The following is a 12476-nucleotide window of genomic DNA, read 5'->3' as shown; positions in this document are numbered from 1 at the left end:
CCGCCCCTCAGCCGTCGAGCCGGAGCTTGAAGCCGACGTGTGAGGCCTCGAAGCCGAGCCGCTCGTAGAAGCGTCGGGCATCGGTGCGGCTGGCGTCGCTCGTCAGCTGCACCAGGGTGGCACCGAGCCGGCGCGACTCCTCGACGGCCCACGTGACGAGCTCGGTGCCGAGGCCGCTTCCGCGCTCGCCGTCGGCCACGCGTACGGCCTCAATGATGGTGCGCGTCGCGCCGCGTCGGGAGAGCCCGGGGATGACGGTGAGCTGGAGCGTGCCGACGACCGTGCCGTCGCGCTCGGCGACGACGAGGTGCTGCCCGGGGTCGGCCACTACCCGGTCGTACGCCGCGTGGTAGGTCTGGGTGTCGGCCGGGTCCTCGCGGCCCGCCCCGAGCGGGTCGTCGGCGAGCATGGCGACGATCGCCGGGACGTCGCCTCGCATCGCCCGGCGGATGGTCAGGCCGGTCACGCGGTCTCGGCCGTGCGCTTGAGCTGCGCGAGGCCCTTCTCGAGGTCCGGGCCGACGAGCTTCTCCATGGACCAGAACCTGCTCATGAGGCGCATCACGGCGTTCTGTGGACCGGTCATCGCCCACTCGACGCGAGTGCCGTCGCCGACCGGCGTCAGCGTGAAGTCCACCCGGTTGTGCGCCTTCATCGGGGCGGCGAAGAGCAGGTCGATGCCCACGTGACGGGGCTCGGACTCGAGGACCTCCATGCGGCCCTCGCCGGCCTTGCGGTTGCCCCTCCACGCGTAGACCGCGCCGGCGCCGGACGGGGCACCGGTGTACGTGCGGTCCATGGCCGGGTCGAGCCCCTCCCACGGCGACCACTTCTGCCACTCGTGGAAGTCGGAGAGCAGGGGCTGGATGCGTTCGGGCGGCGCCGCGATCGTCGTCTCGCGGGTGATGCGGAAGCTCTTGTCGGCCATGCCGGCATCCTGCCATCGGAGACCGACGGTGGGTGGCTCGACCTCGGTCGGGTTGGTGGACGTCACCTGAGTCCCATCTGTCCCTCTATCACCGACTCGATGCCTTTTCCGACGATTTGCCAGACGTGTGACGGGGGGCTCACTACGTTGTCAGCACGAGGAGTGTGTCGGATGTGGCTCGGGCAGGGATGGGCTCGCGGTGCGCTCCCTTCTGGGGAGAAACCATGGTGCGCAAGTCGATTCGTCGTGCCCTCGGAGCGGTTGTGGCGTCGCTCCTCGTCGTGGTCGGAGCGCTCTCCGGGCCGTCGCCCGCGTTCGCAGCCGACCCCGACCCCGGAGTCGACAAGGTGGTGGCGTTCCTCGGCGGAAGCGGTGGCACGGCCAACCTCGCCACCTGGACGCGTGGGCTCGCGACGATCGGTGCGTTCGGCAAGCAGCTGCCGTTCGTCGCAGCGAGCCCCGGAGGGCTGGCCGGCCTCGACGACCTCGTCGAGGAGGGCGTGACAGGGGCTCTGGCCGGCACGACGACCTGGGCCGACCTCGCGACGTCGGGGGAGTCGGTCAGCCTGCCCGGCGGCCGCACCGGGACGCTCGACATCACGGTCGACGACCTCGGCGAGGGCAAACGAGTCCACGTGAACCTCGTCGTCACCCGCACGGCCGCGCAGCAGGCTCTCGCCGTCAGCTCGGCGAGCCCGCGCGTCGAGCTCTCCTCGCCGAAGGGCGTCACCGCGACGGTCGAGGCGACGCTCTCGCTCTGGGTGGTCTGGACGGGCGCCACGACGAACAAGGTCTACCTGGCGAGCGACGCGGGCCACGCGCCGCGGGTCGACGTCGACGTCACCGCGCACCTGTCGGCAGCGGCGAAGGCCGCCGTCGGCATCCTCGGCGTGACGCTCAGCAGCACCGACTTCGCCGTCACGGCGCACGCGTACGCGAAGGTGGACGACCCGGACAACGACGGAGTACTGGCCTTCGACGGGGCGGGCACCGGTGACGGCGAGCTCGCCGACGGCTCGCTCGCGGGGCTCGTCTCGGCATCCCTCGACCCGACCGGGTCGCCCACACAGCCGGGCACCGCCGGCTCGGTGTCCGGCACCCTGCACGTCGCCGCCGACACGAGCGGCCTCGCAGGAGTGAGCTTCCCGACGAACGTCGCCGCCGACGTGACCGTCGCGTGGCCCGACATCGCGACCGGCACGCCGACGGTCACGGCCCCGACGCTCGCCGGCCTCGTCGGCAAGTTCCAGAACATGAGCCTGCGCGACCTCGCCGACGGACTGGCCCAGGTCGCGACTGCGCTGACCGGCATCCAGGCTGCCAGGTTCGACCCCGACGGCGCGGGACCGCTGCCCTCGACGGGCAACCTCGACCTGCCGTTCCTGCGCGGCACCGTGTCGGACGCGATCAAGGCCAACCAGGTGCTCGTCGACTTCCTCAAGGCCAACGTCGTCCAGGCTCCGGACCCGAACCAGCCCTCGCCGCCGGGCTTCGACGCCTCCACGGTGGGCAACCCGACCTTCGACTCGCTGCAGGACCTCGTCGCGAAGCTCAAGGCGGCGGGCATCGGCCTGGACAACCTCGCCTGGGACGCGGCCACGAGCAAGCTCGTCTTCCGGATGCGCATGGTCAAGGCCGCACCGTCCACCGGTGTCGCGATGGACGCGGGGGCTGCACGCACGTCGCGTCCGTCGGCCACCTACTCGGCCAGCGGCCTGACCCTGGACGACGGCACCCAGCCATGGCAGCCGAACCAGTGGGTCGGCATGCGCGTCATGGCCGGCACCTCGGCCGGAGAGATCACGGCCAACACGAAGAACTCGCTCACCGTGTCCGGTACCTGGATCGGCGGGCAGCCCTCTGCCAGCTCGCCGTTCGTCATCGTGGGCCCGGAGGCCCAGCTCGGCGCCGTCACCTTCGGAGACCAGCTCACCGACCAGCCCGGCGGCACCGGTCCGCGACGCGGCATCCTGCGGGCGAACTCCGCCCAGACCTTCGCGACGGTCAAGCCGTCGTTCGCCGCGGACCTGACGCTCGTGCTCGACCTGCAGGACCCGAAGACCGGCAACGACTGCATCGGCTTCGAAGGCAACACGAAGGCCTGCCCGTTCGCGCAGACGACCGGCGCGTTCTCGACCAACGTCACCTCGCTGCCGCTCGGCCCCGACCGCATCATGGTGCGCACCGGCAGCCCCCTGCTCACAGCGGACTTCCCGATCGACACCGCGGTCGACCTCACCGCCAACGCCGGCTTCTTCCAGGTGCGGCTCAAGGGATCGCTGTCGGTGTGCAACAGCTCCGCCCCGGCCGACTGCTCGGCTGCAGGCACCGGCCACATGCTCTCCATCGGCCTGAAGCAGGCCGGGGACGCCCAGCACGACCTCCGGCTGCGCGACTTGTTCGCGACCCTCGTCACCGACACCCCGACCGGCACGAGCAACGCCGGCGACCTTCTCGACGTGGACCTGGCCGTGCGGGCGAGCGCCGACCTCAAGGCCTCGATCCCGGACGCCGACGGGTTCCTGCCCGCCGGCACGGACGTCGGGCTCTCCGCGCACTGGAACGACCTGACCAAGCTCAGCGGCAGCGACGGTCCGCAGCTCGACCTCAGCCGACTCAGCCGGATCTTCGCCCTCGACATCAAGCCCGGCTCCCAGGCCGAGCTCTTCGCGATCGTCCTGAAGACGCTCCAGACGATGGCGGCCCAGCTCGCCGACGCGCAGCCCGGAGGCGCAACGGGCATCTACAGCCGTGAGATCCCCGGCACCGGCACGTCGCTGCGCGACCTCATGCGGCGTGACGCGTCGGGCGTCGGCTCCGACGTGAACTACGGCACGAACACCCTTCAGCACGTGGGGCGTACGTTCGACGCGTCCTTCGTCGGGCGCACGGTCGTCGTCGGCACGCAGGTGGCCGTCGTGGCCTCCGCGTCAGGGGACACCGTGACGCTCACCGAGCCCTGGACGACCAGGCCTGTCGACGACACGGCATACGCCTTCCGCTCACCGCTCGACGACGCCATCGACGTGCTCTCGTTGCACCCGCCGCAGAACATGCAGGACCTCGTGAAGGTGCTCGACGACCGCCTCGGCGCGGGCGCCCTGCACTTCCGCTACCTCGACGACGGGGGCACCCCGAACGTCGTGCTCGACCTGGACTGGAAGCGCGACTTCCGCACGAGCACGCCGCTGCGCCTCGACCTCGGTGGCGACAAGTCGCTGGTCACGGCCGCCGCGACCGGCCAGGGCTCCGCTCACGTCACCGGCGGCGTCAAGGTCGGCCTCGTCGTGCCGCTCGCACCGGGCACCGGTCCCGACGACGCGGCCTCGCTGAAGGTGCTCGCCGACTCGAAGGTCAGCATCGCCGCCGACGCCGGCTTCACGGGGCGTGCCGCCGGCACCATCGGCCCGTTGACCGTGTCGGCCGGCGACCCCGCCGGGGACCCGGCCAAGCAGGCGAAGCTGAAGGCCAACCTCAGCCTCGAGCTGTCCGACGCGGGGGCCGCGGCGAACACGCCGGTCAGCTTCTCCACCTTCCTGTCCGGCCTCGACGTCGGCTTCAACGCCTCGAACACTCCCGTCGACTGCGGCGAGGGCCTGACCACGCCGCTCATGGTCTGCGGCCTCATCCCGCTCTACGCCACCGTCTCGGGCGGCCCGACCACCTCGCTCGGCTCGGTGGCCCTTCGCCTGCAGGACTCGACCGACCCCGCGACCCTGCTCGACCTCTCCGGCAACCTCCCGGCCCCGGACGCCGCGGAGCAGCGCTTCGAGCTGCCCGACCTGTCGGCCGCCTTCGCCAACGCCTTCGCCGACTTCACCCAGATCGGCCCCGGCCTCGACGGCTACCTCGAGAAGATCGAGCAGTCGATGCGCCTCGCGACCTTCGACGGCAAGCTGCCCTTCGTCGGCAAGGACCTCCAGCAGGGCGCCGACTCCGTCGGACGCCTGCGTGCCGAGATCAGGTCCAAGCTCGGGAACGTCCCGGCGAGCCCGAAGGAGGCCAAGGACTACGTCAACACCAAGATCGCCGAGGCGATCACCGCGGCCGGCCTGCAGAAGACGAGCCTCACGGTGGACTACGAGTGCAAGGCGAAGCTCGAGCCCACCGCGGCTCCGACGCTGGCGGCGACGCCGTCGACGACCGGCTCGACGACGTGGCGCTACGAGGTCGTCGCGAGCCAGGGCTCCGGCGCCGGCACCGACGGCGACACCGTGGCCTCGCCCCCGAGCGCCGCGACGACGACGTCGTGGACGACCCTCGGCGGCGGCAACTCGATCAAGGTCTCGTGGACGAAGACGAACGGGGCCACGAAGTACAAGGTGCTGCGCAGCAAGGACGGCGGCGCGTACCAGCTCGTCAAGGTCGTCGACGCGGCCTCGGGCAGCGCGCAGTCCTACACCGACGACGGCACCGCGACGGCCTCGGCCTACACGCCGGTCACGACGAAGCCCATGCTCGTCGACTGCCCGACGACGAGCATCAACGGCGTCAACCTCTCCTTCGACGTCAAGGCCGGCACGGTGACGCCCGACGACGGCTGCGTGCCCGGGTCCGGCTGCCTCGGCGACGGCAAGAAGCTGCCGCTCGACATCGGCATCCCGGGCCTGGCGCTCAAGGCCGGCGACGACGCCGCCATCACCTACGGCCTCGGCCTGCAGCTGCACGTCAAGGCCGGCATCAACACCGACGACGGCTTCGTCATCTACACCCACGACAGCTGGCAGGACGGCGCCCCCGCACCCGAGTTCGGTCTCGGGGCACGCTTCGACATGCCGGCCACGATGAGGGCCCAGCTCGCCTTCCTCGACATCGACGTCAGCAAGAACGGCACGGCGCCGCTCTTCGCCGGCGCGTTCCTCGTCGACCTCAGGTCCCGAGACACGACGGAGACGGCCGACAGCGTGCTGACGATCGGCGACCTCGCCAAGGGTGACGCGTCGTCCCTCTTCGGCATCTCGCTCACGGCGAAGATCAAGGCCGACTGGCTCGTCAAGGCCTCGGTCGACTCGGTGTTGCCCGGGGTCCAGGCGAACTTCGTCCTCGGGTGGGAGTTCTCGAACAAGGACCTCAAGCACCTCGGGGCGCCGAACATCGAGTTCAAGGACGTCGCGATCGACGCCGGCGGATTCCTGTCCAACCTCCTCGGCCCGGTGCTCAAGAAGGTCAAGTCGGTCACCGGCCCGCTCCAGCCGGTCATCGACACCCTCTACGCGCCGATCCCGGTGCTGTCCGACCTCAGCAGGATGGCCGGCGGCGGAGACGTCAGCCTGATCACCCTGGCCAAGACGTTCAACACGCTCGCCGGCGGTCCGAAGCTCGACTTCGTCGACAGGATCGCGGCCCTGACGACGCTCATCAACAACCTGCCGGACTGCGGTGGTGGCGCCGGCGACCCGACCTGCCTCATCCCGATCGGGAGCTTCACCGTCAGCGGCGACAAGGCCCTCGACACCGACGTGTCACCGACGAGCAGCCTGGCCCCCGGCACGGCCAGCTCGCTCATCAAGACCGCCTCGGCCGCCAGCAAGGACGACGTGAAGAACGCCCTCAACACCAAGGGCGGCAAGGGCAACGTGTTCGGCTCCGGCAGCAGCGCCGGCAGTGCGAACAAGTCCGGCTTCACCTTCCCGATCCTCGACGACCCGGCCTCGGTCTTCAGCCTGCTCATGGGCAGCGACGTCTCGCTCGTCGAGTTCGACAGCGGGCCGCTGACGCTCGGCTTCACCTGGCGCCAGGCCTTCGGGCCCGTCTACGCGCCGCCGCCCGTCATGGTGACGCTCTCCGGCTCGGCGTCGGTGACGTTGCGCTTCATGGCTGGGCTCGACACCGCCGGCATCCGGTATGCCGTGGAGGCGGCCCGGGCGGGCACGTCCGTCGACGCCGTCAAGCTCCTCGACGGGCTCTACTTCAAGACCACCGACGCGAACGGCGTGCCGGTCCCCGTGGTGCGGCTCGACGGCGAGATCGCCGCGGGCGCAGCGGTGACGGCCGTCATCATCACCGTCGGCCTCGAGGGCGGGTTGCACCTGACCATCGGCTTCCACTGGAACGACCCGAACAACGACGGAAAGTTCCGCGTGAGCGAGTTCCTCCACGCGGCGGCCAACAACCCGCTGTGTCTCTTCACGACCACGGGGCGCCTGAGCCTCTTCCTCCGCCTCTACGTGACGCTCGGCTTCTCGCCGTTCAGCGTGTCGTTCTCGATCAACATCGCGGACATCACCCTGCTCGACTTCACGGCGAAACCGAACTGCGAGCCACCGCCGCCACGCTTGGGCGGCACGACCGGTGACACGCTCGTCGTCTTCGCCGGACGGTTCGGCACCGACGCGGCACGAGGCACGCCGTGGGGCAACACGGCGGACACGGAGACCGACACGGTCAGGGTGACCGCGCTCCACTTCGCCCAGAAGCCGGGCGACGACGCGGGCACCAACCCCGACTTCGACGGGTTCAAGGTGCAGATGCTCGGTGAGACGCGCGAGTACCTCGACGCCGGCCTCAAGAGGGTCGTCGTCGACGGGCGGGGCTCCTCGACGCCGCTCGCCGTGAGCTTCGTCGGTGACGGCAAGAAGGACGCGAACCCGTCGTCGTCGACGACGCAGGCCGACCTGTCGGTCTTCGACAGGGACGCCGTCGTCTTCGGCACCCCCGGCAAGGACCAGATCCAGACGGGCACGGGCAGCTCGTGGGTCGACGGAGGTGCCGGCGACGACCGCATCGTCACGGCCGACGCCGTGGGCAAGGTCGCCCGGGTCGCAGGTGGGACCGGCGCCGACGCCATCACGACCGGCCAGGGCGCCGACCTCGTCTCGGGAGACGGCGCTCTGCCGCAGCACCCGCTCGAGGTCACGGCCGCCCTCAACCCCGTCGACGTCGACAACGCCAAGGGCTCGGTCACCTCGGTCAAGCTCGCCGACATCGTCGACTGGACGAAGCTCGACGTCGACCCGACCCAGGGCGACCAGGGCAGCGGCGGCGCCGACGTCGTCAGCGTCGGCCTCGGCAGGAACAGGGCCAACGGTGGCCCGGGCGACGACAAGATCGGCGTCGCGTCCGACCGACCCGGTGCGACGGCCGGCACCACGATCCGCTCCGACGGCAACGTCCTCATCGGTGGCCTCGGCAGCGACTCGGTCACCGGCGGCTCCGGGCCCGACACGATCTACGCCTCCACCGAGGGGACCTTCGGCGTCGACGCCGCGGGCACCGCCGACACCCTGACCACCCCGTCGGGCAAGCCGTCGATCCCGAACATCATCGAGACCGGCTCCGGCGACGACCAGGTCTGGGGCAGTGCCGTCGAGGACATCGTCACGAGCCACTCGAAGAGCGGTGAGCACGCGCGAGCCGTCGGCGGCGGTGGCCACGACGCCCTCGTCGGGGGCTACGGCACCGACGCCCTCTTCGGCGGGCCCGGTGACGACTACGTCATCGCCGAGCCGAGCCAGGTCGGGGCCCGTGGCCTCGACGCGGCCGGAAACGCCCGTGGACCGGACGTCGTCGAGGGAGTCGACTTCGGGGCGTACCGCGCCGTGACCCACCTGCCGATCCCGGCCGGCGAGGCCTCGTCGCGCAAGACGCTCGTCGGCGGCCTCGGCAACGACCACGTCATCGGCGGCGACGGTCCGGCGACGGTCTTCGGCGACACCCTCCGCGACGCGGACACCCTCGACGCCGCGAAGGACGAGACGTGCCGTCCCGGCAGTCCCGTCACGAGCGACCCCGCTCCCGAGGGCACCTCGGCCGCCGGTGGTGACGGCAACGACCTCGTCCTCGGCGGGGCCGGCGTCGACACCATCTCGGCCGGCGGCGCGAGCGACCGCGTCCTCGCCGGCGGCGGAGCCGACCTCGTCTGCGGCCAGGAGGGCGCCGACGTCCTCTCCGGGGGCGACGACGCCGACCGCGTCTGGGGCGGCAGCGGTGACGACCGCGGCTACGGCGACGCCGGGGACGACCTCGTCTTCGGCAACACCGGCCAGGACCAGCTCTACGGCCAGGCGGGCACCGACGTCGTCGAGGGCGACAACGGCTCCGACCGCATCAGCGGCGGCGACGGAGACGACGTCCTCTACGGCGGCACCCGTGCGGCGGGCCGTGCCGACGTCGGGCCAGCAGACGCCGGCGACACGATCTCCGGCGACACCGGCGACGACGTCATCATCGGCGACAACGGCACGGTCGACGACCCGACGAGCACCACTGATGCCCAAGCGATCCCGTACGACCTCGACGGGCTGACGCCGTCGGCCGGCCGCGGCGACGTCATCTACGGTGGCGTCGGCGACGACACGGCATACGGCGGCCTCGGCGGCGACGCCGTCAACGGAGGAGACGACGCCGACCACCTCGAGGGCAACAACGGCTCGGACGTCGTCCACGGTGACGCGGGCGAGGACGAGATCGTCGGCGGGTCCTTCCAGCAGCCGAGCACCGGTGTCGGCCGTCCCGACGAGGGCGACCAGCTCCACGGCGACGCCGGTCCCGACCTCATCGCCGGCGACAACGCCGTCGTCGAGTCGGGTGTCGCCGCGGCGGACGCGACGCCGGTCACTCGGATGCGGGGGTTCTCACGCACGCACCGGGTGACGCTGCTCGACCTCGGCACGAGCCCGGTCCTCGCCAACTCCGGGGCCGACCAGGTCTTCGGCGGCGACGGCCAGGACGTCGTCCTCGGCCAGAGCGGCACCGACCGGCTCAAGGGCGACGGAGGCGACGACTACGTCGAGGGCGGTCCCGACACCGACTGGGTCGAGGGCGACCTCGGCGACGACGACCTCGTCGGTGGCAGCTCCACGCCCTCCGGCGGCAGCGGCCCGACGACGGCCGGCCAGCCCGACACCGACGACGCCGTCTTCGGCGGCCCCGGTGACGACGTCGCGCTCGGTGACAACGGTCAGGTGCTCCGGCCGGTGGCCGGCCAGGCGCCCAGCTCGGTCACGGTGCGTCTCGGCAGCACCACCGGCACCGCGATGACGCCCCGCGTCATCCAGCCGTGGGACCTCGGCGCGAGCCCGCTGACGACGCCCTCGGCGTCGCTCTACGGCTTCGACCGTGTCTCCGGCGGCGACGGGGTGGACGTGCTCCTCGGGCAGGACGGCAACGACGCGGTCACCGGCGACGCCGGCGCCGACCACGTCGAGGGCAACGGCGGCACCGACCAGCTCTTCGGTGACCTGCCGTTCGGCCAGGCGTCGACCCACGGCACCACGGTCGCGGCGCTCGCGGCGACCTGGCCCGGGTCGGCGAGCCCGACCGCGCTGCTGCGCGGCACGAGCTCGGTGCCCGGACAGGACGACGTCATCGGCGGCAGCACGGCAGCCGGGTTCCGCGACGGCTCCGACGTCATCGAGGGCAACGGCGGCGACGACGTCGTCCTCGGCGACAACGGCTCGCTCCTGCGCACCCTGCAGGGCGGCGCCGGCGCCCGGTCCGAGAAGGTCTACGCCGACCGCTACCCGGACGGTGCGGTGCCCTCGGACGCCACGGCGTCGCGCACCCACGACCCGGCGCTGCCCGGCCCGAGCACCCGCTTCTGCACGACCACCCAGGCGACGTGCGAGGTGAGCGGGGCCTTCGGCGCCGACGTGCTCTGGGGCGACGACGGCAACGACGGAATCTGGGGCCAGGACGGCGACGACGTCATCTCCGGCGGCTTCGGCGACGACGACCTCTACGGCGAGCTCGGCGACGACCGCATCGGCGGCGACAGCGGCCGTGACGCGATCGTGGGCGACCGCGGCGGCATCGTGAACCAGCTCCTGAGCGCGGGCGACAGCCCGGCCCAGGGCTCGGTGACGCTGAACAGCCCGCCCAAGGAGACGTTCACGGCGTTCCCGCGCGGCGCGTACGACCGCCGGGTCGACCTGCTCCACGACGTCGACGGCGACCAGTGGGTCGGTGCCTCGACCGACGCGGCCATGCCGCACAACGGCATGGACGAGGGCGGACGCGACCTCATCCGTGGCGGCTCGGGCGACGACGCCATCCACGCCGGCCACGGCGACGACGTGGTGAACGGCGACAGCGGTGGTGACGACGTCTTCGGTGGCGACGGCGAGGACATCCTCTGGGGCGGCCAGGGCTGTGACGCCGTGCTCGACGCCGCGACGCCCGACTGCCTCGTGAACGGCGTCTTCACGCCGAGCTCGCGCGGCGCCGACGACCGGTTCGTCGACCACCTCTTCGGTGGCGCGGGCGAGCCCGACGTGTCGAAGCAGGACGTGCTCGGCTCCGACCTGCTCGACGTGCGGCCGCGGGGGTCCTACGCCCCGGGCAGCGGCTGCACGCTCGGCGACTGGCCGCTGACGACCGGCACGAAGAAGAGCGTCGTCACGGTCGACCCGTGCCTGTGGTTCGAGATGACGGGCCTGGCCGACGCCGACCCGGCCAACGACAACCACCACCAGGGCACCGACTGGATCTACGGCGGCTGGGACCGCGACGTGCTCCAGGGCGACGTGACGGCCAACGGGCCCAACCCCGGCGACCGGCTCATCGACTGGAACGGCGCGTACAACCTGTTCACCCACTGCAACGCGGCGTACGGCGGCTTCAACGACGTGCGCGGTCACTCCCCGGCCATGCAGTCGTGGCTGCAGCAGCTGGCATGGTCGTCGAGCGCCGGCCGTCCCAGCACGGACGTGACGACGGACGGCACCTCGGCCTTCCGCGAGCTCGCCATGGTCTACCCGGGCCAGAACGAGCACGGGTCGGGCGCCGCCTACCCGGGCACACCGGGGCACTTCGACGAGACGGCCTGCACACCCTGACCGGTCCCCTCCGCACGGACGCCCCCACCCGAAGGCGGGTGGGGGCGTCCTCGTCCACGCGGTGAGCGAGCCGCGGTCAGGCGGGCGGTGCGATGTCCTGCTGCGACGGGAGCTGGTCCTGGCGCACGATGCCCACGGGGCAGGTCATGCCGTTGGGCCCGTGGTTGCAGTAGCCGCCGGGGTTCTTGTGCAGGTAGCCCTGGTGGTAGTCCTCGGCGAGGTAGAACGGCCCGGCGTCGTCGGCCGAGCGGATCTCGGTCGTGATCTGCCCGTAGCCGTTGTCGTCGAGCACCTTCTGGAACGCCTCGCGCGTGGCCTCGGCGGCGAGCCGCTGGCCCTCGGTGGTCCAGTAGATCGCCGAGCGGTAGGCCGTGCCGATGTCGTTTCCCTGGCGGTTCGCCGTCGTGGGGTCGTGGTTCTCCCAGAACGCCTTGAGCAGCAGCTCGGGCGACGTGCGCTCGGGGTCGTAGACGACGCGTACGGTCTCGGCGTGACCGGTGCGGCCGGTGCACGTCTCCTCGTAGGTCGGGTTGGGCGTGTAGCCGCCCATGTAGCCGGCGGCCGTCGACACGACGCCGTCCTGCCGCCAGAAGATCCGCTCGACGCCCCAGAAGCAGCCCATGGCGACGTAGAGCACCTCCGATCCCTCGGGCCACGGTCCCTCGATCGGGGTGCCGAGCACGACGTGGGTCGGGTCCACCTGGAACGGGCGCTCCGCGCGGCCGGGTAGGGCCTCGTCGCGAGCGGGCATGTGGGTCTTCCTACCGAGTCCGA

Annotated in this window: 4 protein-coding genes; 1 reads left to right on the top strand and 3 read right to left on the bottom strand. The window is 71.7% G+C overall.

Annotated features, from left to right (window positions below; all coding sequences use genetic code 11):
* Positions 1-7: 7 nt before the first annotated feature.
* Both ACFQ2V_RS10165 and ACFQ2V_RS10160 read right to left on the bottom strand, forming a co-directional pair.
* Positions 8-466, bottom strand: coding sequence for a GNAT family N-acetyltransferase (locus ACFQ2V_RS10165; protein ID WP_386052572.1), 459 nt, complete (start codon positions 464-466; stop codon positions 8-10).
* Positions 463-927, bottom strand: a complete 465-nt coding sequence (locus ACFQ2V_RS10160) for an SRPBCC family protein (RefSeq protein WP_386052571.1) — start codon at positions 925-927, stop codon at positions 463-465. The genes ACFQ2V_RS10165 and ACFQ2V_RS10160 overlap by 4 nt, the downstream gene beginning before the upstream one ends.
* A 224-nt stretch (positions 928-1151) precedes the next feature.
* On the opposite strand from ACFQ2V_RS10160, the gene ACFQ2V_RS10155 reads away from it, so the two are divergent.
* Positions 1152-11702 (top strand): calcium-binding protein, encoded by a 10551-nt coding sequence (locus ACFQ2V_RS10155; protein ID WP_386052570.1) that lies wholly within the window; start codon positions 1152-1154, stop codon positions 11700-11702.
* A gap of 76 nt (positions 11703-11778) precedes the next feature.
* Here the strand turns inward: ACFQ2V_RS10155 and msrA are convergent, their stop codons facing one another.
* Positions 11779-12453: a peptide-methionine (S)-S-oxide reductase MsrA gene (gene msrA, locus ACFQ2V_RS10150; RefSeq protein WP_386052569.1), complete on the bottom strand. Its 675-nt coding sequence runs from the start codon at positions 12451-12453 to the stop codon at positions 11779-11781.
* Positions 12454-12476 lie beyond the last annotated feature (23 nt).

This window comes from Terrabacter terrigena, assembly GCF_042676085.1.
Lineage (GTDB): Bacteria > Actinomycetota > Actinomycetes > Actinomycetales > Dermatophilaceae > Terrabacter > Terrabacter terrigena.
This window is presented reverse-complemented; position numbering and strand designations above follow the sequence as displayed.

Coding starts and splice junctions, on each gene's coding strand:
- msrA (WP_386052569.1), bottom strand. CDS start 12,453: ATGCCCGCTCGCGACGAGGCCCTACCCGGCCGCGCGGAGCGCCCGTTC.
- ACFQ2V_RS10155 (WP_386052570.1), top strand. CDS start 1,152: ATGGTGCGCAAGTCGATTCGTCGTGCCCTCGGAGCGGTTGTGGCGTCG.
- ACFQ2V_RS10160 (WP_386052571.1), bottom strand. CDS start 927: ATGGCCGACAAGAGCTTCCGCATCACCCGCGAGACGACGATCGCGGCG.